Source organism: Acinetobacter sp. WC-323 (assembly GCF_000314615.1).
GTDB lineage: Bacteria > Pseudomonadota > Gammaproteobacteria > Pseudomonadales > Moraxellaceae > Acinetobacter > Acinetobacter courvalinii.
This window is the reverse complement of record NZ_AMZS01000016.1, coordinates 14,039-37,578: the sequence shown is the minus strand read 5'-3', so window position 1 is coordinate 37,578 and position 23,540 is coordinate 14,039. Positions and strand designations below refer to the sequence as shown.

The 23,540-nt window shown below is 40.5% G+C and carries 36 protein-coding genes and 1 pseudogene; 33 read left to right on the top strand and 4 right to left on the bottom strand.

What is annotated here, in order from left to right; translation table 11 throughout:
* The 6 genes and pseudogenes from ACINWC323_RS16585 to ACINWC323_RS16605 all read left to right on the top strand — a co-directional run.
* Positions 1 to 830: helix-turn-helix domain-containing protein (locus ACINWC323_RS16585; RefSeq protein ID WP_032880965.1), on the top strand; the 830-nt coding region annotated here is incomplete at its 5' end.
* Between the two features lie 64 nt (positions 831 to 894).
* A complete protein-coding gene (locus tag ACINWC323_RS16590; protein ID WP_009507407.1) occupies positions 895 to 1,299 on the top strand; it encodes a DUF559 domain-containing protein in 405 nt (134 codons plus the stop codon).
* Complete coding sequence (locus ACINWC323_RS16595) at positions 1,296 to 1,796, top strand: hypothetical protein (RefSeq protein WP_009507468.1); 501 nt, start codon at positions 1,296 to 1,298, stop codon at positions 1,794 to 1,796. The genes ACINWC323_RS16590 and ACINWC323_RS16595 overlap by 4 nt, the downstream gene beginning before the upstream one ends.
* A gap of 254 nt (positions 1,797 to 2,050) precedes the next feature.
* A complete protein-coding gene (locus ACINWC323_RS16600) occupies positions 2,051 to 2,296 on the top strand; it encodes a helix-turn-helix domain-containing protein (protein ID WP_032880955.1) in 246 nt (81 codons plus the stop codon).
* Between the two features lie 100 nt (positions 2,297 to 2,396).
* Positions 2,397 to 3,226: pseudogene (locus ACINWC323_RS0118730) on the top strand (BRO-N domain-containing protein).
* A 14-nt stretch (positions 3,227 to 3,240) separates the two neighbouring features.
* On the top strand, positions 3,241 to 3,489 hold the full coding sequence (locus tag ACINWC323_RS16605; protein WP_009507426.1) for a hypothetical protein: 249 nt from the start codon (positions 3,241 to 3,243) through the stop codon (positions 3,487 to 3,489).
* A gap of 69 nt (positions 3,490 to 3,558) precedes the next feature.
* Here the strand turns inward: ACINWC323_RS16605 and ACINWC323_RS16610 are convergent, their stop codons facing one another.
* From ACINWC323_RS16610 to ACINWC323_RS16620, 3 genes are read right to left on the bottom strand one after another with little or no spacing between them, the layout of a single operon-like run.
* Positions 3,559 to 4,161: a hypothetical protein gene (locus ACINWC323_RS16610; RefSeq protein WP_009507449.1), complete on the bottom strand. Its 603-nt coding sequence runs from the start codon at positions 4,159 to 4,161 to the stop codon at positions 3,559 to 3,561.
* A 44-nt stretch (positions 4,162 to 4,205) separates the two neighbouring features.
* A complete protein-coding gene (locus tag ACINWC323_RS16615; protein WP_009507457.1) occupies positions 4,206 to 5,042 on the bottom strand; it encodes an SRA domain-containing endonuclease in 837 nt (278 codons plus the stop codon).
* 2 nt (positions 5,043 to 5,044) lie between these two features.
* Positions 5,045 to 5,446 (bottom strand): (deoxy)nucleoside triphosphate pyrophosphohydrolase, encoded by a 402-nt coding sequence (locus ACINWC323_RS16620; RefSeq protein WP_009507472.1) that lies wholly within the window; start codon positions 5,444 to 5,446, stop codon positions 5,045 to 5,047.
* Positions 5,447 to 5,637: 191 nt separating this feature from the next.
* Between ACINWC323_RS16620 and ACINWC323_RS16625 the strand changes: the two genes are divergently transcribed.
* The 27 genes from ACINWC323_RS16625 (at position 5,638) to ACINWC323_RS0118715 (ending at position 22,577) form a co-directional block, all read left to right on the top strand.
* Complete coding sequence (locus tag ACINWC323_RS16625; RefSeq protein ID WP_009507439.1) at positions 5,638 to 5,937, top strand: hypothetical protein; 300 nt, start codon at positions 5,638 to 5,640, stop codon at positions 5,935 to 5,937.
* Positions 5,938 to 6,159: 222 nt separating this feature from the next.
* Positions 6,160 to 6,582, top strand: a complete 423-nt coding sequence (locus tag ACINWC323_RS16630; RefSeq protein ID WP_009507416.1) for an energy transducer TonB — start codon at positions 6,160 to 6,162, stop codon at positions 6,580 to 6,582.
* A 65-nt stretch (positions 6,583 to 6,647) separates the two neighbouring features.
* The gene (locus ACINWC323_RS16635) at positions 6,648 to 7,109 is read left to right on the top strand and encodes a hypothetical protein (RefSeq protein WP_009507431.1); all 462 of its coding nucleotides are present in this window, start codon (positions 6,648 to 6,650) and stop codon (positions 7,107 to 7,109) included.
* Positions 7,078 to 7,722 carry a putative metallopeptidase gene (locus ACINWC323_RS16640; RefSeq protein ID WP_009507423.1) on the top strand — a complete coding sequence of 215 codons (645 nt, stop codon included), beginning with the start codon at positions 7,078 to 7,080 and terminating at the stop codon, positions 7,720 to 7,722. The genes ACINWC323_RS16635 and ACINWC323_RS16640 overlap by 32 nt, the downstream gene beginning before the upstream one ends.
* Before the next feature lie 59 nt (positions 7,723 to 7,781).
* A complete protein-coding gene (locus tag ACINWC323_RS16645) occupies positions 7,782 to 8,300 on the top strand; it encodes a DUF2280 domain-containing protein (protein WP_009507474.1) in 519 nt (172 codons plus the stop codon).
* Positions 8,260 to 9,552, top strand: a complete 1,293-nt coding sequence (locus ACINWC323_RS0118725; RefSeq protein ID WP_032880952.1) for a terminase large subunit domain-containing protein — start codon at positions 8,260 to 8,262, stop codon at positions 9,550 to 9,552. Before ACINWC323_RS16645 ends, ACINWC323_RS0118725 begins: the two co-directional genes overlap by 41 nt.
* Before the next feature lie 40 nt (positions 9,553 to 9,592).
* Positions 9,593 to 10,933: a DUF4055 domain-containing protein gene (locus ACINWC323_RS16650; RefSeq protein ID WP_009507427.1), complete on the top strand. Its 1,341-nt coding sequence runs from the start codon at positions 9,593 to 9,595 to the stop codon at positions 10,931 to 10,933.
* 10 nt (positions 10,934 to 10,943) lie between these two features.
* On the top strand, positions 10,944 to 12,050 hold the full coding sequence (locus tag ACINWC323_RS16655) for a minor capsid protein (RefSeq protein WP_009507413.1): 1,107 nt from the start codon (positions 10,944 to 10,946) through the stop codon (positions 12,048 to 12,050).
* A gap of 56 nt (positions 12,051 to 12,106) precedes the next feature.
* A complete protein-coding gene (locus ACINWC323_RS16660) occupies positions 12,107 to 12,604 on the top strand; it encodes a hypothetical protein (RefSeq protein WP_009507447.1) in 498 nt (165 codons plus the stop codon).
* An 88-nt stretch (positions 12,605 to 12,692) separates the two neighbouring features.
* Complete coding sequence (locus ACINWC323_RS16665) at positions 12,693 to 13,484, top strand: hypothetical protein (protein WP_009507415.1); 792 nt, start codon at positions 12,693 to 12,695, stop codon at positions 13,482 to 13,484.
* 16 nt (positions 13,485 to 13,500) lie between these two features.
* A complete protein-coding gene (locus tag ACINWC323_RS16670) occupies positions 13,501 to 14,451 on the top strand; it encodes a major capsid protein (RefSeq protein WP_009507432.1) in 951 nt (316 codons plus the stop codon).
* An 87-nt stretch (positions 14,452 to 14,538) separates the two neighbouring features.
* On the top strand, positions 14,539 to 14,853 hold the full coding sequence (locus ACINWC323_RS16675) for a hypothetical protein (protein WP_009507441.1): 315 nt from the start codon (positions 14,539 to 14,541) through the stop codon (positions 14,851 to 14,853).
* 3 nt (positions 14,854 to 14,856) lie between these two features.
* Complete coding sequence (locus ACINWC323_RS16680; protein ID WP_009507419.1) at positions 14,857 to 15,237, top strand: hypothetical protein; 381 nt, start codon at positions 14,857 to 14,859, stop codon at positions 15,235 to 15,237.
* Entirely contained in the window at positions 15,237 to 15,605 is a 369-nt protein-coding gene (locus ACINWC323_RS16685) for a hypothetical protein (RefSeq protein WP_009507429.1), read from the top strand. Before ACINWC323_RS16680 ends, ACINWC323_RS16685 begins: the two co-directional genes overlap by 1 nt.
* 66 nt (positions 15,606 to 15,671) lie before the next feature.
* The gene (locus tag ACINWC323_RS16690) at positions 15,672 to 16,010 is read left to right on the top strand and encodes a hypothetical protein (protein ID WP_009507408.1); all 339 of its coding nucleotides are present in this window, start codon (positions 15,672 to 15,674) and stop codon (positions 16,008 to 16,010) included.
* 55 nt (positions 16,011 to 16,065) lie between these two features.
* Entirely contained in the window at positions 16,066 to 16,236 is a 171-nt protein-coding gene (locus ACINWC323_RS20210) for a hypothetical protein (RefSeq protein ID WP_009507470.1), read from the top strand.
* Positions 16,237 to 16,247: 11 nt separating this feature from the next.
* Positions 16,248 to 16,655 (top strand): hypothetical protein, encoded by a 408-nt coding sequence (locus ACINWC323_RS16695; RefSeq protein ID WP_009507418.1) that lies wholly within the window; start codon positions 16,248 to 16,250, stop codon positions 16,653 to 16,655.
* Positions 16,627 to 16,995 (top strand): hypothetical protein, encoded by a 369-nt coding sequence (locus tag ACINWC323_RS16700; protein WP_009507443.1) that lies wholly within the window; start codon positions 16,627 to 16,629, stop codon positions 16,993 to 16,995. The genes ACINWC323_RS16695 and ACINWC323_RS16700 overlap by 29 nt, the downstream gene beginning before the upstream one ends.
* A gap of 1 nt (position 16,996) precedes the next feature.
* Positions 16,997 to 17,395 carry a phage tail terminator-like protein gene (locus tag ACINWC323_RS16705; RefSeq protein ID WP_009507458.1) on the top strand — a complete coding sequence of 133 codons (399 nt, stop codon included), beginning with the start codon at positions 16,997 to 16,999 and terminating at the stop codon, positions 17,393 to 17,395.
* A gap of 98 nt (positions 17,396 to 17,493) precedes the next feature.
* Entirely contained in the window at positions 17,494 to 17,847 is a 354-nt protein-coding gene (locus ACINWC323_RS16710) for a hypothetical protein (protein ID WP_009507412.1), read from the top strand.
* Complete coding sequence (locus tag ACINWC323_RS16715) at positions 17,847 to 18,827, top strand: phage tail fiber protein (protein WP_009507433.1); 981 nt, start codon at positions 17,847 to 17,849, stop codon at positions 18,825 to 18,827. The genes ACINWC323_RS16710 and ACINWC323_RS16715 overlap by 1 nt, the downstream gene beginning before the upstream one ends.
* 52 nt (positions 18,828 to 18,879) lie before the next feature.
* The gene (locus ACINWC323_RS16720; RefSeq protein WP_009507475.1) at positions 18,880 to 19,797 is read left to right on the top strand and encodes a phage tail tube protein; all 918 of its coding nucleotides are present in this window, start codon (positions 18,880 to 18,882) and stop codon (positions 19,795 to 19,797) included.
* Between the two features lie 71 nt (positions 19,798 to 19,868).
* Positions 19,869 to 20,384, top strand: coding sequence for a phage-derived protein YdaY family protein (locus tag ACINWC323_RS16725; protein ID WP_009507422.1), 516 nt, complete (start codon positions 19,869 to 19,871; stop codon positions 20,382 to 20,384).
* Between the two features lie 98 nt (positions 20,385 to 20,482).
* Positions 20,483 to 20,650: a hypothetical protein gene (locus ACINWC323_RS20205; protein ID WP_009507430.1), complete on the top strand. Its 168-nt coding sequence runs from the start codon at positions 20,483 to 20,485 to the stop codon at positions 20,648 to 20,650.
* Between the two features lie 352 nt (positions 20,651 to 21,002).
* Complete coding sequence (locus ACINWC323_RS16730; RefSeq protein WP_009507410.1) at positions 21,003 to 21,200, top strand: hypothetical protein; 198 nt, start codon at positions 21,003 to 21,005, stop codon at positions 21,198 to 21,200.
* A gap of 189 nt (positions 21,201 to 21,389) precedes the next feature.
* Entirely contained in the window at positions 21,390 to 22,115 is a 726-nt protein-coding gene (locus ACINWC323_RS19490) for a DUF1353 domain-containing protein (protein WP_009507436.1), read from the top strand.
* Positions 22,116 to 22,250: 135 nt separating this feature from the next.
* Positions 22,251 to 22,577, top strand: coding sequence for a hypothetical protein (locus ACINWC323_RS0118715; protein WP_032880947.1), 327 nt, complete (start codon positions 22,251 to 22,253; stop codon positions 22,575 to 22,577).
* Between the two features lie 35 nt (positions 22,578 to 22,612).
* Here the strand turns inward: ACINWC323_RS0118715 and ACINWC323_RS16735 are convergent, their stop codons facing one another.
* Entirely contained in the window at positions 22,613 to 23,449 is an 837-nt protein-coding gene (locus ACINWC323_RS16735) for a BRO-N domain-containing protein (protein WP_009507459.1), read from the bottom strand.
* Between the last annotated feature and the right edge of the window lie 91 nt (positions 23,450 to 23,540).

Below are 23,540 nucleotides of genomic sequence, written 5' to 3'. Positions count from 1 at the left end.
GTGAAGATCATGTTTGCTACCCAAGTATTGCCCGTCTTGTTGAAGATACAGAGATGGATCGTAAAACTGTGCTTAAAATTATAGATGAGTTAATTGAGGATGGTTTGATTGTAGATACTGGTGAGCGAAAAGGCCGTACCAAACAAGTTAAAGTTTATGTTTTGATCGGCGTTAAAGGTCGAGAAACAGTACCACTAACGGTACTCTTTGATAGTGAAAATGATGATTTAAACAGTACCAACAATGGAACAGTTCCAACAGTGGAACAGTTCCAACAATTCCATGAAAGAGTCCCAACAATTCCGTTAAAGAGTCCCAAAGTTGGGACACGGAATCTACCAAAGAACCTCCCATTAGAATCTAAAAATAAAAACCATTGGCTTTGTTCAAAAAAATTGAGTTTGGAAATTACTCAAGCAAACCCTGAGATTGATACAAACGAAATCATCTCATCAACCTGGTTCAACCGTGAGCTTAGAGCTTTTGAATTATTCAATGTGGAAAAGAGCATGTGTGATGAACTCATGATCTACCACTTTGCAAATTGGTTACTCGAAGCGAAAGCAAAACAGGACCGTTTAAAAAACTCATCTCAACCGAAACAGAAGCAACCAGCAAAATCCAAAGACACTTTGACCGACAAACAAAGACATTTCTTTGCAAGCAAGTTATCGCGTTTACCTGAGTTCGCTAAATATTCAAATGGAAACGAAAGCTATGAGCAACTGGCTAAGCGTTTGGAATCTATGCTCAAAGAACCTGAAAATCTCAAGAAATGGGCCGAGTACCTGATCAACATCAGCAATGAGCATAAGGGGGATGCTGCATGAGACCTCTACCATGTCAACGTAGCGCTCTAAGCCTGAGAGCCATATGCCATGAGTGTAGCGATCAATGAAATTAAGTATTGCCGAGTATAAATCACTGGTTAAACCCAAAGCAAACAGGAAGAGCAAGTTTAGAGCTAAACCTAGGCAACAGGAACCAAGTGAAGGCGAATTAATCCTGATGCGAGATTTAAGAGCCTTAGGCATCGGCTTTGAACAGGAATACAAATTTCACCCAACACGCAAATGGCGGGCAGATTTCTTGATCAGCAAGACCAAAATCTTGATCGAGGTTGAAGGTGGGATCTGGTCAGGTGGAAGGCATACCCGAGGAACCGGTTACATCGGTGACATGGAAAAATACAACGCAGCAGCAATTTTAGGATTTCAGGTTTTACGCTTCAGCACACAACAAGTGAAATCCGGTTTAGCAGTACAACAGATAGAGCAATTGGTAAGAGGTACAAAATGACATTGGTGATTGAAAAGATGCATATCATGCAAGCAGTTGACTGGTCACGATTCGATTTAGAAGGTTGGTTATACCAGTTCGGTGCCTGGCTCTACAGTCACACTGGTCCATGTGGCCAGAGTATCAATCCAATAGCCGTGGCGATGGATAACGCAGCTAAAACCCGCCGTACCGAAAAGCTGACGAAGAAGAAACGTAATCAAGTCATCGCTGACTATATTTCTGATACTTCTTCTGAACTATCACGACCAAAGAGAGGTAAAGTCACTTGTGAAATTAATGACAATGAAGCACGTGCTGTACAGCGTCTAATACTGGATATGTTGGGCACCAGCGAAGTGATGGATGAATGGTTAGATGCCGTGATTGATCGTTACTTTCGAGGACAATCATGGTCTGAGATGGCTAATGAAGAACGAACTCAAAACGATGCTAGACAAGACGTGAAGTGTGGTTTGGCAGCGTTGCATTGTAGGTATGGGTTTATAGGGTTTTAGATAAAATTTAATTAGAAGTTAGTTTTTAGTTAATTTTTACAACTTAAAGTTAGGTTTTAAGCCTAAAAAGTAGTTTCTATCTAATTTCTATAACTTAAAGTTAGTATTTTGCTAATTTTTCTACAAATTAAAGTTAGTTTTTATCTAATTTTTACAACCTGAAAATTAGTATTTACTAAATTTTATGGTGTAATAACTTGGTTTTGATAAGTAAGTGGTGACTTACTTAATTACTTACTTAAGTAAAGGTATATATGTCTGAATCAAATGATACTCATCGAATGACACCTGAGCAGTTGAGACAGGCTGGTGAGCTGCTATATGGTAACCAATGGCAAAGCGATTTAGCTAGAGCTTTAGAGGTAGATGCGCGTCGAGTTAGAGACTGGTTACAAGAAAGAAGACCAGTTCCTATAGGTGTTAAAAATGAGATTATTGAATTGCTAAAGAAAAATAGTCTAGATACTGCTAATTATGCTGAAGCACTAAACAAATTTTAAGAATTAATAAAAAACTTGATGTACCCTGATTATAGGGTACAATTACTCATAAGGTTTGCCTGTTTGTGGCTACCATAATCTAAACCCGAGGTGGTTAAGCATGAGTAATTTAATTTTTCAAACTATACAATTTCATCCTCTACAGCAAAATGATGGCCAAATATGGATTACATCATCTGAATTAGCACAAGCTTTGGGCTATGCACGCGAAGATTCAGTTTCACGTATCTATGATCGTAATTCAGATGAATTTACCTCAGATATGACGCAAGTCATTGATAATCCTTGACGGTACGGATATTTAGTTTACGTGGCTGCCATCTGATTACTTTCTTTGCCCGTACCCAAGTAGCTAAACAATTTAGAAAGTGGGTACTGGGCATACTCGACAAAGAAAGCAAACCAAAACAGCCTCAATTAGAAACCCGAATTAAAATCAACAATAGACAGATCGCTGAACTAAAAGCGATTGTTGATCGCCGCTGTGAGGGCAGTGTCAAGAAGCGCACAGAGATGTGGCATAGGCATCATCAACATTTCAAAGTTTCCAGTTATAAAGATCTACTGGCCATCCATTTTAATGACTCAGTTACCTTTCTTGAAAAAATGACGTTACGTAGTCAGAGTGAGGAATCAAATATCCGGAATCTTGCGCTACATATGATATGGATTAGCCAATGGTGGAATGAGTTCGGCAATGCGATGTGTCAACTTAACCCGGGCATGAGCTATGGTATCCATGAGCATTTTAATAGCGGAGCATATGAGGCAAAGCTCTTGCTGGGTGAGCGAGCTTACACATCACTATTTCAAATTGCTCAAACCCATAATTGGCAAAAAGAAAGTTTGGATATACACGGTCTCATTGGTCGATTGATGAATATGGATAAAAAATTTTCAAACCTGTTAACGCTTAATGGCATAGATTAGTGAAGGGGATAATCATGAAAACCCCAGATAAAACTTTTGATGCCAGTGATGTTGCAGATGGCTATGCTTTGGCTTATGAGCAGGTAGCAGATCTAGCAGCCATGATTGGTGCTGTTCGGCATCTATGTGATAAGAACATTGAGTATGTTAGTAAAGTCTATGATGTACCTGATTCGGTATTTCAAGAGCTAAAGCGTATTTTCAATATCATGGATGGGCTGATTCAGGAGTCATTAGAGTTTAGCAAAGCTCATAAGTGCTAAAAAATTAAAGCCTGTCAAATGATAGGCTTTATTATTTAAAAAAATTAGCTAAGACCAAGCAGTATTTACTTAGTCAGTTTTAAATTTGATTTCTAAAATTTCAGATAATTTTAATGTAGCACGAGCCTTTCCAGCAGGAAAAGCAAATATCATTATTAGTATAATGATAATGTCAAAAACTATATTATTAAGAGGTTTGGCTTTAGTCATTAGACAATAAAAATTACCCAAAAGCCAAAATGTGCTTGTGTAGATATACATGGTGAGGTAAACATCAAATATAATTTTCAAAGTCTTCTTTGAAAATCTGCAAGTTAGTATGAAATTGCCATTAACTTTTTTTTCTTTTAAATACCAGCCACAAAAATTTAAGGTATTTATCACTTGGTAGAAATACTGAACATTTGATTCTAATATTTTAAAGATTAATTGGTAAGAATATTTTTCATTACTCATTAGGACATTTGTATCTTCTTGCAGGATAAATTTAGATTTTTTATCTTTTTTTAAATAAGTTTCATCATAATAGGTTTGAAGCAAATTCCTTTTTTCAATATATTTACTTCTTCTTAAATGAGTACGATAAGAAGAAAGAAAAAGAAATTTTAAGATGGGTGTAACAATAGCGAGGCTAGCAATAAATGACAGAATAGTTCCTAAATTAGCAGACATTTATCCTCCTGATTACTTTAATATAATTGATATTTAATAAGGTTTTATTTGAGTTGACTAATTAAAAAAAAAATACTTTCTTTCAGCTTTAATCGATCAGCCTCAGCATTCACAATATGCATCTTTTTATGACAATTCGGGCAGAGGGCAACAGTATTTTCTACGGTATCAGCACCGCCGTGTGCTAACCATTCAATGTGGTGAGTCTCCAGGTAGGGCTCGCCATTTGCATCTTTAAAAGGAGCTGGTTGCTCACATAACTGACAAATACCATTGGCCAAACGTTTTGCTAACTGAGCGATTGAATCAGAGCGGATGTAATATTTAGTCTGAGTATTGCGATAGCTGACTTCAGTCTGTGCTGAAGCTTTGGCATCTACGATAAGTTGCTCAGTCGATTTCCTCTTATATTTACGCTGCTTCTTCTGACTAGCTTTAACGATAGTCTCAGCGCTAATTGTAGTACGGGTATCTAATAGCTTAAGTGGGAAGATCCAAACGGTACGCTCTTGTTTATTCGCATCTGGCTGAATCTTTTGATAGGGCTCACTAATGAGCGTAACAGGGCCTTGGTAAATATATTCTTTATCCGTGAATACTTCGAATAGATGAACCGAAACGCCGTTACTATGGCTCTCAGCGAGCGTTTTATTCTGGCTTTTAAGCTCTTGGTCCCCAACTTGTCCCATACCTGTGTAATGAAGTTCATCACCAATCCATCTATCTTCATAGATTGATTCAACGTGATTCGAAATGATCACTAAGGTATTTGTTTTAAGAGACCGGCGCATTCCACCTTGTGGTGAACAACCAAAATATTCACAAAGTCCTGCATTGTCTAAAACGGTACCAGGCTTTAAATTTTTAAAATCTTTTGTCATGCTTAAATCTTGTTATTTAGTAAATATTGGACAATAGGTAGGTCGGCTGCAGCCCAGTCAAGTTGTTCGAGCTCCTCTATGTGAGACCACTTGATACCCTGGTGTTCATGTATTACCAATTCATCAATACTCGTGGCTTCACATAAATAAGTTGCCAGTTCAATCTGGAAATCTGGATATGAATGCTCAACAGTTAAAAGATAACTCTTTACACCAATGGCAAGATTCAGCTCTTCATGAATCTCACGTATCAGTGCTTGTTCTGCTGTTTCATTAGGCTCAACTTTTCCACCAGGAAATTCATATTTTTGTGATAAATACGAATATTTATGCTCACCTTTAAGAGCACATAAATATTTTCCATCATGGATGATTACTGCTGCTACAACGCTTAATTTTTTCATAGGGCTGATTATATGCTAATTTCTTGATTTAATGACATGACTTGACCCTGCGCAGGGCAAATGCTATTTTTACGTTATAGTGGTCGAAGTTTAAGTAGATCATTAGAATTAAAGCTCATCGAAAGGTGGGCTTTTTTGTTTGCTTCATATATTATTCGCTCCTAATTTACCTAATACTCATTTTTAGAGCTATGAAAAAAATAATCTTTATCATTCCTTTTCTATTGGTTGGCTGTGTTCAATTAATACCCACTGTAAAAAAGACAGGTGAAAACACCTATTTCTTAAAAACCAACGGTAGTGCATTGGCATCACCAGATACTTTAACGAACAAATTGAATAAAAAAGCTGATGCGTTGTGTAAAGGTAAAGGTTATGAAAAATTGAGCGATGACTTTTCTTTAAAGAAAAGTATGGCGTATACAACACAAGCTGGCCCTGTTCCTGTAGGGCAAATTACAGCAACATTGAATATTAAGTGTAATGACTAAAATTGAAAGACCTACTTCTGGAAGTCTCATCTCTCAGCCTTAATAACGTAATGTGAGTTATCTAGCATACTGTAATTAGGCATAAGAAGCCCCGCTGACATACATGTTAGTAGCGGGGCTCTTTATTTTATGGGACATATAGAACATATCGCAAGATTTGATTTTTAGTTTGTACCTATAATTAGTTTCATAATATAATCAGAAAAAATTTTGGTAAAAACCATGCTTAATAAATTGTTTTTTTGTGCTTTATTTTTATCTTTAAGTGGGTGTGCAACAACTCAAGTTGACTATATTAAAGAGGACGAATTAGACCTCCCAACAATGACTATATATGTTATTGATGGTGTTGAATATGAGCATGAGATTATTAAAACTATCGGGAAAAATTGGATTTATTTTCCAAATATATCTTTACGAAACAGTGAGCTTGAAAATAGATATAGAGATTTAGAGTTTTTAGCTTTTATTGATGAACGTGGCTATGTTAGACATATCAAAGTGTTAAAGAGCTCTGGTTTAGAGACATTAGATAGAAAAATTGTTAATTTGGTTATAAATTGGGCAAGATCAAAAATTTGGTTAAAAGATGGAAAGCCACATCGATTTATTGCCTTACAAAAATTGGAGTTTTATCCAGAGTAATAGATAGCTCTTAAATAAGTTAAGTTAAAACCGCCCAAGTGGCGGTTTTTTAATGGGTGAGATTTATGGACACAATCAAATATTTTGAACTCACAAGAAAGCGTGAACAAAAAAAGAAGCCGCGTAACAAGCCTTTACCGAAAGCGAATGAAAAATATTTAGAAGCTTTTGAGGATATGGAGCGAGCCTTAAAGATTTTGGAAATTAAATATGAAACTTTGTTCCAGTTTAAATCAACCAAACATTGGCGTTTTGACTTCCACTTAATTGAGTATCGAATCCTAGTTGAAATAGCAGGTGGACCATGGTCAGCAGGCAGGAAAAGAAAATGTTTTTCTCATGATGCTGATCGTGAATACACTGCATATGAAATGGGATTTACTATCGTTCGTTTAGAGTCAGCCGCAAGATTTAAAATTAATGAAGCGGGGCCATTACACATACAAGCTAGCTTTGCACAACAATGGCTTAAAAATTTAAAGAGGCATACATTTAATGAGCCAAATCAGACCATTTCCACCGACTGACTTGATCGACCAGGCAGACAATGAGGAAGCAATACGCCTTGCACCTGCACCGGATCTTATGCATTGGGTAGTTGATAATTTCTTAACAATTGGTGGACCACTCCACAATCCCGATCATGACCATATTGCTGAGCTTATCCATGATAGTGAAGAGTTTCTTGCATTTGCTTGGGCATCATCAGCATGTGTAGCCAAAAAGCGTATGGTCCTCGGCCAGTGTGAAAAAGTGATGTTCAACCAGGGCGGTTGGCGTAAAGCTCGACAAGAGCAGCAGATGCGAGATTGGTTCGGTTATGTACCGGTATATCTCATTACCATTGATGCCAGTTTTTGCGAACAAGCTTCAGATCGGGATTTCTGTGCATTGATCGAACATGAGCTTTATCACATTGGTGTTGAACGAGATCCTGAAGACGGCGAGCCAATCTATAGCGATATGACAGGGCTGCCAAAGCATTATCTTGCTGGCCATGATGTTGAAGAGTTTGTGGGTGTAGTCAAACGTTGGGGAGCAAGCGAAGACGTGAAGCGGCTTGTTGAAGTAGCAAAGCAAGCGCCGTTTGTATCAGATGTGAATATCTCCAGATGCTGTGGGACATGTTTAATAAGTTGAGCCGTTTGGCTCATTTTTTTTATCTATTTTGCTTTACGTAGCTTTACGAAGAGGTAGGTATGGCTGCACTTAAAGAGCCTGTTAAAATCTTTATAGTTCAGTCGCTTGCTTGCATGGAAACTCCTCAACAGGTAGCGGTTGCTGTAAAGCAAGAATTTAACATTGAAATTGAGCGACAACAGGTAGCTCTCTACGATCCAACAAAGGCAACAGGAAAAAATCTAAGTAAGAAACTGAAAGCCTTGTTCGAAAAGACACGTGCAGATTTCAGGAACAATGTTTTTGATATTCCTCTGGCCAATAAGTCATTCCGCATTAATGAACTGCAAAAGATGTATGACACAACCAAGAACAAGGTCACTAAGCAGAACATCATTAAACAGGTTAAGGATGAAATGCATGGACATTCAGCGCAATTGCTGGATCTAGAATTGAAACAGCTTGAGATCGAAAAAATCAGGAATGGTGACGGCGAAGGTGCTGACGATCCAACACCAGTAAAAGTAACCATCCAGGTTGTTGATGCGAGTAAAAAAGATGCCGAATATCAATCCGACACTGAATGTGCCTCAAGCTAATTTTTTACAGATGGAGAAGAAATTCCGGGCTTTTGTCGCCGGGTTTGGTTCGGGAAAGACCTGGGTGGGTTGCTCAAGCTTATGCAATAAAGCCTGGGAGTTTCCAAAGGTGCCATTAGGCTACTTTGCACCGACATATCCTCAGATCCGGGATATCTTCTTTCCCACAATTGATGAAGTTGCCTTCGACTGGGGACTTAAAACCAAGGTTTATGAAACCAACAAGGAAGTCGATATTTATTATGGTCGCCAGTATCGGACCACAATCATATGCCGATCTATGGAAAAGCCGGCAACTATTGTCGGTTTCAAGATTGGCCATGCGCTGATTGATGAGCTCGATGTAATGGCGATGCTGAAGGCACAGCAGTCGTGGCGTAAGATCATTGCACGGATGCGATATAAACAAGCGGGTTTGCTGAATGGTATTGATGTTGCCACCACACCTGAAGGTTTTAAGTTTACGTATGAGCAATTTGTAAAAGAAGCCAATTTAACACCAGTTAAACGGGCATTATATGGAATGATTCAGGCTTCCACCTATGACAATGAAGCCAATCTACCAGATGACTATATTTCATCGTTATATGAATCATATCCACCCCAGTTGATTTCAGCTTATCTGAAAGGGCAATTCGTTAACTTAACCAGTGGTGCTGTATATCCGGACTTTGACCGTAGGCTCAACCATACGGATGAGGAAATTACACCGAATGAACCTTTACTCATCGGGATGGACTTTAACGTATTGAAGATGGCCGCCGTGGTTTATGTTATTAGAGAAGGCAAGCCAAGAGCGCTGGATGAGCTGGTTGGAGTGAGAGACACACCGACCATGTGTTATCTGATCAAGGAGCGTTTTCCAGAGCATGACATCACTGTGATACCCGATGCCTCGGGACAAGCGACTTCATCGAAAGGTTTCAGTGAGTCGGACCATGCAATCCTGAAGAAGAACGGATTTAAAGTAGAAGTAAACGGCGTTAATCCTGGCATTAAAGACCGGATCAATGCGGTGAACTCCCAAATCCTCAATGCTGAAGGTGAGCGAAACCTTAAAGTAAACACCAATAAATGCCCAAATTTCACCGCGACTTTAGAGCAGCAGATTTATGACTCATTCGGAATGCCGGATAAAAGCGCTGGGCTGGATCATGTAGGTGATGCCGGTGGATATCCCCTGGCCAAGCGGTTCCCGATCATTATCCAGAAAGTATTTAAACGGCGTCGTATTGGTGGTATGTCTTATTAACCAACGCACCTATCACAGGTGCTTTTTTTATGGTGTTTTTATGGCAGTTACTGATAAACATCCGCAGTATATTGCTGCACAAAAAAGCTGGCAGATGATGCGTGATGCTGTTGCTGGCGAAGAGCAGATTAAGCAAGCCACAACGAAGTATCTCTCCAAATCTGCAGGCATGATCGAAGCAGAGAAGCAGGGTGATACTACAGGCGAGATCTATAAGGCATATGTGAACCGAGCCCAGTATCCGCTATGGGTCCAAGATTCATTACGAACCATGATCGGTCTGGTCTCGAAACTTGAGCCTGATATCGTGATTGAGAGTTCTTTGCTTAAGGGGCTGATCAATAATGCGACCAATGACGGCTTTGGGCTTAAGCAGCTCTTTATCCGCGTATGTGTTGAACTGCTGGAGTGTGGTCGCTGCGGCTTATTGGTGGACGTAGATGGCAATGGCGTTCCTTACTTTGCTATGTATGACGCGCTTTCCATTATCAACTGGAAAGAAAACAGCATCGGTGGCCGTAAGGATTTAAAGCTGTTGGTGCTTGAGGAGCAGTTTGATAATAGCGAAGATGAGTTTGGCCATGAAACGAAAACCGTGCACCGTGTTTTATCTATGCAAGACGACGCTTTAACAGTTCGGTTATTCGATGGGGCTTTACCGGAAGATAAGACCCCTGATCTTGGGGGTAACCAGCTTTCCTTTACGCCGTTTGTATTCTGCGGTACCACGGATAACTCGCCGGATGTTGGCACGGTACCGCTATTAACCATGGCCAAAGCTGCGTTGAAGTACTACCAGTTAAGTGCGGATTATTTCCAGTCATTACACCACACGGCGCACCCACAACCATGGATTAGTGGATTGGATGATGAGTCTGATATTAGCGTGACTGGAGTCATGGCCGTTTGGGATCTACCTAAGGATTCAACCTGCGGTTATTTAGAGATTTCGGGTGATGGCATCGATATGACCAAGAAGGAAATGGATGCCCAGAAAAACTCGGCGCTTGAAGCCGGTGCAAAGGTTATTGATACCAATAGCCAGGAATCTGGTGAAGCCCGCCGTGCACGTCAGGATGATCAGCATGCCAGTTTGCATAGCATCGTGATGTGTGCTGCCGAAGCTATCGAGCAAGCCATTAAATATGCGGCTCAGTGGTTAAAGCTGGATCCTTTCAAATATGCATTTGCGGTGAAGCCTGAGTTCATTGTTCAGCAATACGATATCAATCTGGCCAAGCAACTTTATGAAGGTGCACTGCAGGGTAAAAACTCTTTTAGAACATATTGGGAATATATCGCTACGGGTAAATTGCCGTCACATGATTATCAGGATGAGTTACTTCGTGTAGAAGCAGAGCGAGATAGTTTACCGTTGTAAGGGGGGCTAAATGGCTTCAAATGATCATAAAAATCTGATTGAGGTACTCACTCAGCACCAGGCTTATTTGTATCGGGCATCATCTCAATCGGTGAATGAATTAACCAGGTTATTTAATTCTGAATCAGATGCGATGCTTTCAAAGCTTCGGGATCTACTGGATGAGTTGAATGATGCCGAGAAGGTGGCCTTAGCTGGTGGCCAATACACCACAAACAATCTTAAAGAGATCCGAGATATTATTTCTCAGTGGTTTATCAGTTTAAGTACTTCCATTCCTGAAGTATTCGCCGTATCAGCTGCAGCTCTGGCTGTATATGAGGCGAATTACACTGCCAGACTATACGGCGGCAAGATCAAAAAGCAGAACGGCAATAAGCTTTATTCTTCAGCCAAGAAAACGCCACTGGTAGGCGGTGCGCTGGTGGATGATCTGCTGTTGAAGATTGCAGAAAGCGCCCGGCAAAAGGTTGAGTATGCAATTCGGGATGGAATCAGCAGCGGCAAGACCAATCAGGAAATCATCCAGCGGATCCGTGGTACCAAACGCCAGAATTATGAGGATGGTATTCTAAATACCAGCAAGTCTGACATTGAGCGTACAGTGAGAACCGTACGTAGCCATGTTGCTAATCAGGCCTATCATGAAAGTTTCGTCCAGCTTGGTTTTAAATACGAAAGATTTATTGCCACATTGGATGGGAGAACATCAAAACTTTGTGCATCATTGGATGGCTCGGTTTGGGAGATCAATGATCCCGCCAGACGTGTACCGCCACTTCACCCAAACTGTAGATCGATTCTGGTACCTGTCGAAAAAGATGGCCAGTTAGTTGGTGAACGTCCATTCGTGATGGATGAACGTCGGATAAAGGACATTCCAAAAGATGAACGTGATCAGCTCATTGGCCAGATTGATGCCAACACGACTTTCAAAGAGTTTTTTAAGAAAACAGACGATTTCTTCCAGAAAGAGTGGTTAGGCCCGAAACGGTACAAGCTCTACAAAGAGGGGAAGTTTGATTTTGACAAGTTCTTTGATCCGGATGGGCGGCTTTATACTCTAGAAGAGCTGGAGCTTTTGGATAGAAATGTATTGAATAGATTGAAGGCTTGAATTAAATATTATGAATATATATTTTAAATACACTTAGGTTTTTGACTATTTAATAAATGCAACTATCTGATGAAAAAGATATCAATACTAAACTGCTAAAAAAAACTGCGATTGTTGAATTAATCATTGTAGTTGTAGTTTATTTAATAACTATGACTACAACCTATCTGGTAGATGGTGTTGAAGGTGTCGAGAAAACGATAATGACACTTATAGAACAGTTTGGTGCAGCAGGTTTAATTGCAACTGCTGTTAATTGCTTTATTGGTATCCTTTTCTGGATTTTATATCGTTATTTCAACTTCACAATCAAATTGATTTTTAAGGAAGCATCGGAAGGTTTAATTGACACATCAATAGCATTGTTCAGACTGTCAGGAGGCATTCTGATAGCTTTTTCAATTATTTATTTTGTAGAAGTCCGGTATGAACATATTTTAATAATCTTTGTTATTTATGGACTCATATCGATTTTTAATACGACTTTTTTAGTCTTTTTTAAAATGAAGTTATACCAAAAACCAGAAAGGTCCTTAAAAAGGATGCCTTACTAATATCCAAATACACAAAAGCCCTATCAATGATGGGGCTTTTTTTATGCCTTGAGATAAGGCCCAACTTAATCAAACGAGAGGTTTGAACATGTCATTGCCATTTATTGTGGATTCACTAGACCAGATCAAAGAAGAACATCGTGCTTTGTATGTGGAGGAAAACGGGAAATTTCGCCTTGACCTAGAAGGCTATGAAGATCCGAAGGGTTTGAAGTCTGCACTACAAAGCGAGCGTGATGCCGCTAAGACTGCACAACGCGAATTACAACGCCTGCAGAAACAGTTTGAGGGTATCGATCCGGAAATTGTGAAAAAGGTGTTTGCCCAACTTGATCATGATGAAGAAGCCAAGCTCATTGCTGAAGGCAAGGTAAACGAGGTGATTCAGAAGCGCACCGAGAAGATGCGTGAAGAGCATGCCCGTTTGCTCAATGCCGAGACTACACGAGCCAACAATGCTGAAGCTTATGCAAATAAGTTTAAGCAATCTGTCGTGCAGGGCCAGATTGTCCAGGCTGCAGTTGAGCTTGAAGCATTGCCAGAGGCGACTGCAGATATCGCATTTCTTGCACAGTCTAAATTCGTATTAGACGAGGAAGGCAAAGCGGTTGCTGTGGATGAGTCGGGTGAGGTGGTCATTGGTAAAGATGGCAAGACGCCATTGTCCCCAAAAGAGTGGGTTGAATCCCTACGTGAGCAAAAGCCGTACTTCTGGCCAAAAGCAAACGGAACAGGTGCACCAGGTAGTACCAATACAAAAGGTCAGGTCGACATCCTTAAAGCAGATGGCTCGGTGAATCTCACCAAACTTGCGCAATTACGAAATGACAATCCGCAGCTAGCTAAAGAGCTTGCTGCAAAACACGGTATTAAACTTTAATTAAGGAGAAGGCCAAATGGCTGAAACAAAAATTGCTGATGTAATCGTTCCAGAATTATTCACCCCATACGTTTTAAATAAAACTGCAGAGAAATCTGCATTATGGCAATCCGGCATTGTGGGCGATCCTGATGTTGAGATCGCTTTCGGTAGTAAAGGTGGCAGCACCGTTAACATGCCGTTCTGGAATGATCTAAGCGGTGAGTCAGAAGTGCTTTCAGATTCTAAAGCACTCTCTGTAAACAACATCACATCAGGTCAGGATATTGCAATCCTTCATGCGCGTGGTAAGGCATGGGGAGCCAATGACCTGGCGAAAGCGTTATCTGGTGATGACCCATTAGGCGCGGTGGGTGATCTTGTCGCAGATTACTGGTCGCGCGAGTTCCAGGGTTTTACTGTAAATACTCTTAAAGGCGTGTTTGGTGCAGCCAGCATGGAAGGTAATGTGCATGACATCTCGGCAGGTGCTGGCGCAGCTGCAGTCATTGATGGCCATTCTTTCGTTGATGCGTCTTATAAGCTGGGTGATGCGGTCGATAAATTAACGGCGATCTCAATGCATTCGGCAACGATGGCGGCATTGGCCAAACAAGGTTTAATCGAAACCGTTCGTGATGCGGATGGTGTGGTGTTGTACAAAACCTTTATGGACCGCCGTGTCATTGTTGATGATGGCATGCCAGTAGAAGGTGATGTATTCACCTCATTCCTGTTTGGCCAAGGAGCGATTGGCTTCCAGGATATCGGTGCACCGGTTGGCGTGGAAACAGATCGTGATAGCTTAGCTGGTACCGACATTCTGATTAACCGCCGTCACTTTGTATTACATCCTCGTGGAATCAAGTGGGCGGGTGCTACCGGTATTGCACCGAATAATGCTGGTCTTGCCCAAGGCGCAAACTGGGAGCGTGTATACGATCCTAAACAGATCCGGATCGTGGCATTTAAGCACAAGATCAAATAACAAAAAGGCGGGTAATCCTGCCTTTAGTATTTTTGCCTTTCGGTAATTACAGGAAGGCAACTTTAATAATTATTTGGAGATCCTCACATGGGACTTTCATCATTTAACCGAGCACGGGAACGACAAATGACACAAGAAAAAGTGAATGAACTTGAAGAGCAACTGGCAGGCGTAAAAGGTGAGTTTATTGCATTCAAAAATGATCCTGATGCAATGAAAGCGCGTATTGCAGAACTGGAAGCCGGTGCAGTCGATAACCAGAAACAGGATAAGCCTGTTGATTATTCATCTCTGAAGGTTGATGAAATTGAAGCTTTGTTAACTGAAAAGGGTATTTCATTTAAAGGCGTTACCCGTAAAGACGATTTGCTTGCACTTATCCCTCAAGAGCCAAAGGAATAATCCATGAGCTTTATCACTGAACAAGAAGCGATTGAACATTTAAAAGGCTTTGATGCTTTATCTGCCAGTGATAAGGCTGATTATTTGCAAAAGGCCGAAGCCTATCTAATCGCCCGAAACGTGAAACCTTATGATGATGTGGCACAAGTGCCTAACGCATTAAAAACAGCATCATACGAGATCATTAAGGGCATCATGAAGGGTGCGCTCTACCAAGGACAGGAACAGGCCTTAAAACGTAAAAAGGTAAAGGCTGATACGGTTGAATCGGAAAAGGAGTACCAGGATGGATCAGTAAAACTGAATACCACTGAGCAATACATTCTGGATCTGATTAAGCCATTCACCAAACGTTCTTCAGTAATTTTTATCCGGAGGATCTAATGGGCTTACGTGCTGAACTGCAGGCAGATATTGCCGAGGCATTTAATGAAGATCTCATAGATGCCGTTCAATCCTTTTCATGTGAGCGCATCATCAAATCTGATTGGGATCCTTTGACTGAAACGCATAAGACGATTAAAGAGAACTATTCTGGCCGTGGTGTTTTGTTTGGTTCATACAATCAATACGAGATACAGACATTGGGAGTCTTGGCCACCGATAAAAAGGCAGTTGTTCTGCAGAATGAAGTAACCATGGTACCGAAAATTGATGATGAGTGGTTTACACCCCTTGGCAATTTTCGAGTCATGTATATTCAACAAGATCCAGCTGAAACAATCTGGAAATGCCAGTTGAGGAAGGTTTAAGTATTGAAATATAAAGCTATAATTGATTTAATTAAATATTATTTATTTTTATAAAATTTGATAGATATGCAAACGATTAAATATGATGATTTAAATAACAGTTTTTTAGAATCAATGATCCAAGGTAAAAACTCCTTTGTGATTTTAGGGGTAGGAGGGAAATTTAAAGAATGCGTGAATCTACTTGAAAAAACTATCGAAAGTAATGGTATGACATGTCGTATTTATACGGAGGGTCGTATTGCTGGTATAGCTGCAGGACTCGTTGATCATGGGGTTGGAATTGTGACCGCTGTTGGTATTGCTGCTCACAATTTATTTACTTTAAACCCTGATTACGAAGTTGGCAAAAACCTGATACATAATAAGATTACTGTTACTTTTAAAAAAGAGCCCAAAAAATAGTATTTGGAAAGTTATAGCTAAAACCCTCTTCGGAGGGTTTTTTATTGGAGTAAATATGACTTGGACCGTATATACATTTCACGACAGTGTACAGGTGGTACCTGATGATGATCTGAAACCACACACATTTTTTCATTGCGAATGCCATCCCGATTATAAGGATGGCATTTTTATTCACTATTCATTTGATGGGCGCGAACTCACTGAAACGTCATTACCAAGTTAACAGGAGATCCCATGGTAAATACAAACTATGTGCCTGAATGGTATATGTCACCATTTCAGCATATTCAATATACGCTGGCCCGCAATCAGCTTCACATGGATCTGTTATTCGATGACATGCAAGAGGCAGATCAGTTCCTTTCTATCGAAGGAGCAGCTGCTCAGGTTGATTATTACCTGAACGGGACCTATGCAGTCGTTCAGCTTGGCGATACTTCGGGGCGAGATCTCATTGAAGTGTATGGGCTGCTTCTGCATGAGGCGGTGCACGTCTGGCAGCGGGTTAAAACACTTATGGGTGAGCGTGAACCTAGTACTGAATTTGAAGCTTATTCAATTCAAGCGATCGCTCAGGACCTCTTCGAGATGTACCAGGCAAGTGAGGTGAAGGATGGGGTGGAAGGGCAAAAAGCCAACTGATTTCGCCGTGAAGATCGTCAGCGATTCAGAACAAAATGTAAAAAATATTGTGATGGATACGGTTCAATCCCTGGTTGTTTCCAGTCCAGTCGACACCGGTGCATATCGTGCTTCACACATTGTTTCTATTGGATCTGCTGATATGGGTGTACGTGAACCTGAGATAAATGCCAATCAGGATGCAGCGGTCCAGGCGGTTAAAATCAAGCTGGGAAATCTGGTCTATATCCAGAACAATCAGCCTTATGCTGAACGTTTGGAAAATGGCTGGTCAGATCAGGCACCACAGGGCATCTATAGCACGACATTTAACTTTATTTCCCAAAAGTACGGTGGCTAATATGGCAATGACATTAGAGCAGGCAAGACAAGCCATTATTGCACGCATGCAGGGCTTCACTGGCATCGAACAAGCCCGGATCCAGTATCCGAATGCACCAGAATTTAAAGTGCCTGAAAATGGCCTCTGGTGTCGTTTGACAATAGCCGGTGGATCAAGTTTTATTTCAGGTATAGCTGACAAGCCTTGCACACGGCGAACCGGCAACATCATGATCCAATGCTTCGATCGACTACATACTGGAGAGAAAGCGATTACCGAGCTCAGTGATGCATTACTGACTCATTTCGAGTATTTCAATGTGGATCATTTGGAGTGTCTGCAGGGGCAAGCAATCAATGCTGGCAAAGATAGCGATTTTATCCAGTACAACGTAACGATCGGCTATAAAGTAAATTGAGCAAAACAGAATAAGATTTATTGAATGGTCGCCTTAGGGCGATTTTTTATTTTAACTACCACCTCATCGGTGGTTTTTTATGTCTATAGGAATCACTTATGAGCAATTTTGTTTTTAAGCGCGGTGACACCTTTAACCTGAATCTGCAGCTTGTCGATATGGACGAGAGTCTGCAATTTCCACCTAATGATGTGCGCCGTGCAATTAACCTGACTGGTTATGCATTTACTTCACAAGTAAAAGCTTTGAGTGACGGTGCTGCCGTTGCAACTTTAACTTGTGCCGCCTTAAATCAGACCAATCAGAAAGGTTGGCTGAACGTGAAGTCAGGTACCAGCACAGCAGCATGGCCATTGGGACTGGTCCAGATGGATCTTAAAGCTGTAGTTAGTGGCGTGACTCAACATTCTGAAACTTTAACGTTTCAGGTAATTGATGGAGTGACAGCATAATGGCCAATCTTGTTTTTAAGTTTAATTGGGAGCATCGACCATATCCTTATAATGCAGCACAAGGTAAACAGCAGTTTATGTTGCCATTTGCCTCTGGTATTCCGAATCTGACGCCTGACTGGACTCAAGTACAAGGAGCGGGAAATGCAGCAACCCGATCAGTTGGGTTAGAGGTGGGTAATGTAGTCGAGGTTGGAGCTTTGGGGCTTTTCATTACTACACCTACGTCGCCTGGTGGTAGTAATACACTTGATGTTACGGAAGGCGAAGCCAAAAGCGGGGCTACTTATAGTAAAGGAGGCTTAGCTACTGTGGCTTATGGAGCTGCAATGAGTGTTCGTCAGGGCAATCGATTAAGTAGATTGTATTTCGGATTTAATCAGTCAAAGTTATTTCACGTTATCACTAATGATGTAACAGCTATCCCACAGGTTCACAGTGTTTCTGAGTTAAGAACCACTGCAAATACAACGACAGATGTAAATGGTTTTATTAAAGAAGCCTCTCCGATCGTTAAGCTCTTTGCTAATGCAATTGAACTAAATGATGAAGCAAAGGAACAGCCAATCACATTTGAACGATTAGGGACTGGTGACTATCTGCTTAAAGGATCTTTAGGGTTTGCTCAGGAAGGCTGGTACATCGAGATCCCTAAAGATGCCAATGGTAATACAGTTGTCGCAGTACTCTATGAAACATTAGAGAACGGCGATATCTCAATTAAAACTTACAAGCGCAAGTTCGATTTTGAAATTGCTGCAGTCGTGGCTGACCTGGACAATCCTCTCGATATTCCTGCTGGCCGCTGGATTGATGTCCGCTTACATGAAGAGCCAATCTCGGAAGAGCAGTTACTCGATGAAATGGGTGATGCCATTTCTGAAATACCGGTAGAGTTCCAGCCAACCAATCTGGCTCAGGCCGTGGCCGCAGCCATGGACGGTGTAGAGCCACCAGAGATTAATGAACAACAATCTTAACAACCCGCTTTAACAGCGGGTTTTTTAATGCCTAAAATTTGGAGAACAATAAATGAGTTCAGGCGCAAAAATCCGATTATATGCTTGCGAAGAGGCAGTGCTCGGTACAACTCCAGCAAATCCTGTCTGGTACACTGTTCGCCGTGTAACCGATGGATTATCAGAAAACGTATCTACTGAACAAAGTAATGAGGTGGTTGATTCACGTTTCCGTCAGGGTGCTTCGGTGACTGAGGCTGAGGTGACTGGCCAACTGGAATTTGAATTATCACTTGGGACCTTTGACCTATTCCTGAGTGTGCTGGCCTTTAATAACTGGGCGGCCAATTCGTTAAGCTTTGGTGGTGGTATCCGTAAATCGCTGACCTTGGTTAAGGTTTTTGAGGATATTGGCCAGGTGTTCATCTATCGTGGTGTACAGGTTAATACCGGTGAAATCACCATTCAGACCACGGGCAAAATCACAGGTAACTTTGGTCTGGTCGGTAGTTCATTCACCCGTCAGCAAGTGAGTCCAGTTACTAATCCGGTACCAGCTTCAAGCCGTCCTGTGGTCAGCATGCCAAATGTTGAGAAGTTGCTGATTAATGGCCAGTCGATTCAGGGCAAAGCTTGTCTGCAGTCACTCACCATTAACTTTAATAACAACCTGGAAGCGATCCGCTGTATTGGATCTGGCAAATACACACCAGAGTTTTACTTAGAGAAGATGATGGATATCGGTGTAAACGGTAATTTCATGTTCTCGGCAACATCAGCTGCCTGGATTGATGCAATCAAAACCCGTGATGTATTCACGCTGGGCTTTGATATCACGGACAACAAAGGCAGCAAATACTCACTGAACTTTCCGCAGCTGGAAGTCATGGAAGCCAATCATCCTGACGGCGGCGGTGATGACATCATCACGGTAGATATTAACTTTGCTCAGGTCCGTACCAGCCCAACCATTGTGCGTGCACTGGTGTAATTCAAAATATTCAAATCTAAAGCCTGTGCCATGCCATGGGCTTTTTTATTACTTAAATTTCAGAGGTCGTTATGGCGTTAAAAGTCGGTATTGTACAAAGTTCAGAGGTATCTAAATGGTGCCAGTTCAAAAACGCTAAAGGTGAGATTCAGGCCGAATTCAAGATCCGTGGAATTGGATATAAACCTTTTCAGGTTGCGATCGAACGGGCCGGCAATCAGATTACATCCAAAGGCTATGACGTGATGGCCACAGATCCTGCTGACAAGCTTTATCATGAGTTGTTGATGGATGCCTGTGCCGCGCATCTGGTCGAGGACTGGAAGGGTGTAGTTTTTGCTGAGGTGATCAATGGCCAGACTGTAGAGACTGACATGCCATATACAGCCGAGCATGCTTCCAAACTATTCAACCTTGGTGATATCGGTGTGGCCATCTGGTTGTTCGTTAAAACTGAAGCTCAGAAGATCCAGGAGAATGCGGATAAGGACAAGGCCGTTATCCTGGGAAAGTCATTGAGCTCTACAAGTACCAAAAAACGTACGCATCGAAATCGCCGCACGAAATCGAACAAATCAAGTTTTTAGGTGGCCATATTCCTGAGCCACCTGAATCATCCTATGCCGCTGAATCTATTCTCTTAGCCTTCAGCACGATTTGCAGATCTAGACGATATGAGCAGGGTATGCCGTTATCAATAGACCAGCAGGCCATTAATGTTTATGCCGAGCATAATGATTTGCCTGTTGGTCCACATATATTTAACGACTGCATCTTTGCGCTGGATGATCTGTTTCTGGAAGAAGCATATAAAAAGGTTAAATCTAAAAGTGACAGTGGTCGGGCTAAATGATGCTTTTATCGTGATTTGAATCACTATTTTCTTAAAAATATGTGATAATTCACATAAGTTTTCAAGAAGTTGAAAAATATGGATATTGTTAAATTCTTAAAAAGTTTTAATACAGTTGGGTTCTATCTCACTCTAGCCTGCATTTTACTGGGGGCTCTTATTTTGTATTTCTATTTTATCAATCCTCTTTAGATTGCACGCCACCTTCGGGTGGCTTTTTAGTACTTTTATTTCACTATCAGAAAAGTTTAGCTACATTCCTATCATCATTGAAACAATTGAATTACAACGGAATTAACAAGAGTTACAGTTGATTTGGTATAAAAATTAGAAATAAAAAGGATTGAAAATCATGCTAATCAAAATAGATTCTGAAAACTATCTTAACCCGGCACATATCGTTGCTGTCTCTACATTTACCTCACCTGATGGAATGGTAAAAATTACGATTGATACGGTTCCTTCAGCAAGTGGGCATGGGTCTTATCAGATTATTACTGTTAATGAAGTTGAAGCGGCTAAGTTTATTAAGCAACTTTCAGATAGGTAAAGCTCAATAACATTAAATTATGCTAAATTACCCTCAAATAGAGGGTTTTATTTATAACGATTTTAATATTTTAAATTGGATTGCAATAATCTTTAGTAAATTTAAACAATTGTTTTTCATCAGCTTTTGATTGACTAATTACTTATATGATTGTTTATTAAAAGAACAATTGCGATGAGATGTTTAAATATGAAAAGAAAAAACCTCCTTTTTGTTTCCTTTCTTCTATTATCCGTTAGCTTGAATACCTCATCAGGAGAATTTATTGGTGAGTTAAAATTTAAGCCTGAAGGTAAATATAAATTTGTACTTTTAAACGATTTTGGTTTTAAGGATAGTAAAGGCTATATTTGGACAACTAAGAAAGGGTATTCAACAGATGGAGCATCAATTCCGAGACCCTTGTGGCCTATAATAGGCGATCCATATGGTGGAGGATACATAAAATCTGCTGTAATACATGATCAAGCTTGTGATAACAGGAAGAGATCATGGCAGGATACCCACCGAGTATTTTATGAAGCTATGGCTGCTGAAGGTGTTAACCCTACTATGGCTTATATAATGTATGCTGCTGTTTATAGATTTGGTCCAAGATGGGAGCTTAAGAAAATTGAGGTCAAAAAAAGTTTATCGCCTCGATTTGAGATGATTAATACAGCATGCATAACATGCTCATCGGTTGAAACCGTGGCTATACAAGAATCAAAATCGACAAATTTGATAACTTCTGAGATTGTTGATATTCCAATACAAGAGGAAATAACCCAAGAAAAATTAGACATAATCAAAAGTGAGGTAGCTAAACTTGAAGCTAAAGGGCCTGTTTCACTTCATGATTTAGAAAATATCCAAACAGAAAAGAATCCGTTTGAAGGTATTCTATTTAATATTCCAATATATGAGAAAGATTAAATTCTGAAAATAAAAAGCCCCCATGGGATCTTTTTTAGCAATAAAGCGACATAAGATGTCGTAAAGCTTCTAAGCGGTTAATTAGCAGATTGATTTCTTGATAACCTTAGAATTTAAAACATAAAAGAGGTAAATATGATTGAATGGATTGAGGGGCGACTAGGTCGAATAGGATATGCCTACAGGGAATTTCCAGTCCTTAAATGGCGAAGTATTTTCTTTATTTTCTTAGTTTTGATGGGAATTGTTTTATACCAACCACTACTAGTCTACTTATATAAGTTTAATATTATGGGAGCTTATGTATTTCAAGAAACTATTCAACAAAATGTAAAAGTTATTCTTTGGGGGCAAGCCATTTTTCCATTAGTAATTGCCATATGGGGGTATTTGGATGTTTCTTCGTTATATGAGCAAAAGCACCTAAAAAGATATAAGTGCCTGCCAAAGTGGGTTAACTGAATTAAAAGAAAGCCCCGAGGGGCTTTTCCTATTTATTAGTATTGGAGACAGCGAAAATGATCAATACGTCTGCTTTCGCTTAGATCGTATGGCAGTTCTTTCAAAATATGTGCATTAAGCTCTTGGCTGTAGTCACATCCTAAAATCAGACCTGCACTAAAAGCGCCGTCTGCAAAATTATCGTGAATACGTCCTGCCATTTTTGGGTTTAACATTCTGATTGAATCGCCAAAACAACGCCACCAAGCAGATACCCAGTACATGTGAATTGCTACGTTTTTGGCATGTGTTTCCAGCTTAGAGTTCTGAGTTTCAAAATATTCTGGAGCATTGCTGTAAAGGGCAATCAGGTAATGAACATACTCGACGGCGACAGGGATTGAGTCATAAGGGATGTCTTCAATATGCTCTACATTAAAACGCTGGTGTACGAGCTTATATGCATCGCTGTAGTTGAGATGCTTGGTTTTAGCTACCAGCATGTTAACAGCGTTTGTTAAAGGTTCACGTTCAGACTTATGGGTTTTGGCGGTTGATACACTAGTCTCTTTATCAAGAACATCAAGTACCCACTTACGGAATTGTTTTGCTACAGAAGTACGAGCAAAGAAGGTGATAAGATGGCAGCCACGAGAGTTGAAGATTCGGTTTTCCATTTCAACGTGGCCTGTTTTTCTAACGACACTCAATTTGAGGGTCGTTGTCATTTCATGGGTAAACTCATCTTTATTGCGTTCATAAATCTGAGTTACTGCGTCAGATTTTGCATAACCTAGTGCTTTTGCAAGTTCACTTGCAGTTAGCCATATCTGATTGTTGTGTTGCACAGGTGAAAAATTCACTTCATTAAAGCTTAGTGCTAAACTAGCCATATCAATTACCTCTTAGTGGTTGATAACTCGCCCCTTAGTCCTGCAAGATGTGAGGGGCGGATTTATTATCAATTGCTGTTGATTGATAACT

Excerpts from the sequence above, each read along its gene's own strand:
- ACINWC323_RS16590 (WP_009507407.1), top strand. The coding sequence starts at position 895 with ATGAAATTAAGTATTGCCGAGTATAAATCACTGGTTAAACCCAAAGCA.
- ACINWC323_RS16595 (WP_009507468.1), top strand. The coding sequence starts at position 1,296 with ATGACATTGGTGATTGAAAAGATGCATATCATGCAAGCAGTTGACTGG.
- ACINWC323_RS16600 (WP_032880955.1), top strand. The coding sequence starts at position 2,051 with ATGTCTGAATCAAATGATACTCATCGAATGACACCTGAGCAGTTGAGA.
- ACINWC323_RS16605 (WP_009507426.1), top strand. The coding sequence starts at position 3,241 with ATGAAAACCCCAGATAAAACTTTTGATGCCAGTGATGTTGCAGATGGC.
- ACINWC323_RS16610 (WP_009507449.1), bottom strand. The coding sequence starts at position 4,161 with ATGTCTGCTAATTTAGGAACTATTCTGTCATTTATTGCTAGCCTCGCT.
- ACINWC323_RS16615 (WP_009507457.1), bottom strand. The coding sequence starts at position 5,042 with ATGACAAAAGATTTTAAAAATTTAAAGCCTGGTACCGTTTTAGACAAT.
- ACINWC323_RS16620 (WP_009507472.1), bottom strand. The coding sequence starts at position 5,446 with ATGAAAAAATTAAGCGTTGTAGCAGCAGTAATCATCCATGATGGAAAA.
- ACINWC323_RS16625 (WP_009507439.1), top strand. The coding sequence starts at position 5,638 with ATGAAAAAAATAATCTTTATCATTCCTTTTCTATTGGTTGGCTGTGTT.
- ACINWC323_RS16630 (WP_009507416.1), top strand. The coding sequence starts at position 6,160 with ATGCTTAATAAATTGTTTTTTTGTGCTTTATTTTTATCTTTAAGTGGG.
- ACINWC323_RS16635 (WP_009507431.1), top strand. The coding sequence starts at position 6,648 with ATGGACACAATCAAATATTTTGAACTCACAAGAAAGCGTGAACAAAAA.
- ACINWC323_RS16640 (WP_009507423.1), top strand. The coding sequence starts at position 7,078 with ATGAGCCAAATCAGACCATTTCCACCGACTGACTTGATCGACCAGGCA.
- ACINWC323_RS16645 (WP_009507474.1), top strand. The coding sequence starts at position 7,782 with ATGGCTGCACTTAAAGAGCCTGTTAAAATCTTTATAGTTCAGTCGCTT.
- ACINWC323_RS0118725 (WP_032880952.1), top strand. The coding sequence starts at position 8,260 with ATGCCGAATATCAATCCGACACTGAATGTGCCTCAAGCTAATTTTTTA.
- ACINWC323_RS16650 (WP_009507427.1), top strand. The coding sequence starts at position 9,593 with ATGGCAGTTACTGATAAACATCCGCAGTATATTGCTGCACAAAAAAGC.
- ACINWC323_RS16655 (WP_009507413.1), top strand. The coding sequence starts at position 10,944 with ATGGCTTCAAATGATCATAAAAATCTGATTGAGGTACTCACTCAGCAC.
- ACINWC323_RS16660 (WP_009507447.1), top strand. The coding sequence starts at position 12,107 with ATGCAACTATCTGATGAAAAAGATATCAATACTAAACTGCTAAAAAAA.
- ACINWC323_RS16665 (WP_009507415.1), top strand. The coding sequence starts at position 12,693 with ATGTCATTGCCATTTATTGTGGATTCACTAGACCAGATCAAAGAAGAA.
- ACINWC323_RS16670 (WP_009507432.1), top strand. The coding sequence starts at position 13,501 with ATGGCTGAAACAAAAATTGCTGATGTAATCGTTCCAGAATTATTCACC.
- ACINWC323_RS16675 (WP_009507441.1), top strand. The coding sequence starts at position 14,539 with ATGGGACTTTCATCATTTAACCGAGCACGGGAACGACAAATGACACAA.
- ACINWC323_RS16680 (WP_009507419.1), top strand. The coding sequence starts at position 14,857 with ATGAGCTTTATCACTGAACAAGAAGCGATTGAACATTTAAAAGGCTTT.
- ACINWC323_RS16685 (WP_009507429.1), top strand. The coding sequence starts at position 15,237 with ATGGGCTTACGTGCTGAACTGCAGGCAGATATTGCCGAGGCATTTAAT.
- ACINWC323_RS16690 (WP_009507408.1), top strand. The coding sequence starts at position 15,672 with ATGCAAACGATTAAATATGATGATTTAAATAACAGTTTTTTAGAATCA.
- ACINWC323_RS20210 (WP_009507470.1), top strand. The coding sequence starts at position 16,066 with ATGACTTGGACCGTATATACATTTCACGACAGTGTACAGGTGGTACCT.
- ACINWC323_RS16695 (WP_009507418.1), top strand. The coding sequence starts at position 16,248 with ATGGTAAATACAAACTATGTGCCTGAATGGTATATGTCACCATTTCAG.
- ACINWC323_RS16700 (WP_009507443.1), top strand. The coding sequence starts at position 16,627 with ATGGGGTGGAAGGGCAAAAAGCCAACTGATTTCGCCGTGAAGATCGTC.
- ACINWC323_RS16705 (WP_009507458.1), top strand. The coding sequence starts at position 16,997 with ATGGCAATGACATTAGAGCAGGCAAGACAAGCCATTATTGCACGCATG.
- ACINWC323_RS16710 (WP_009507412.1), top strand. The coding sequence starts at position 17,494 with ATGAGCAATTTTGTTTTTAAGCGCGGTGACACCTTTAACCTGAATCTG.
- ACINWC323_RS16715 (WP_009507433.1), top strand. The coding sequence starts at position 17,847 with ATGGCCAATCTTGTTTTTAAGTTTAATTGGGAGCATCGACCATATCCT.
- ACINWC323_RS16720 (WP_009507475.1), top strand. The coding sequence starts at position 18,880 with ATGAGTTCAGGCGCAAAAATCCGATTATATGCTTGCGAAGAGGCAGTG.
- ACINWC323_RS16725 (WP_009507422.1), top strand. The coding sequence starts at position 19,869 with ATGGCGTTAAAAGTCGGTATTGTACAAAGTTCAGAGGTATCTAAATGG.
- ACINWC323_RS20205 (WP_009507430.1), top strand. The coding sequence starts at position 20,483 with ATGCCGTTATCAATAGACCAGCAGGCCATTAATGTTTATGCCGAGCAT.
- ACINWC323_RS16730 (WP_009507410.1), top strand. The coding sequence starts at position 21,003 with ATGCTAATCAAAATAGATTCTGAAAACTATCTTAACCCGGCACATATC.
- ACINWC323_RS19490 (WP_009507436.1), top strand. The coding sequence starts at position 21,390 with ATGAAAAGAAAAAACCTCCTTTTTGTTTCCTTTCTTCTATTATCCGTT.
- ACINWC323_RS0118715 (WP_032880947.1), top strand. The coding sequence starts at position 22,251 with ATGATTGAATGGATTGAGGGGCGACTAGGTCGAATAGGATATGCCTAC.
- ACINWC323_RS16735 (WP_009507459.1), bottom strand. The coding sequence starts at position 23,449 with ATGGCTAGTTTAGCACTAAGCTTTAATGAAGTGAATTTTTCACCTGTG.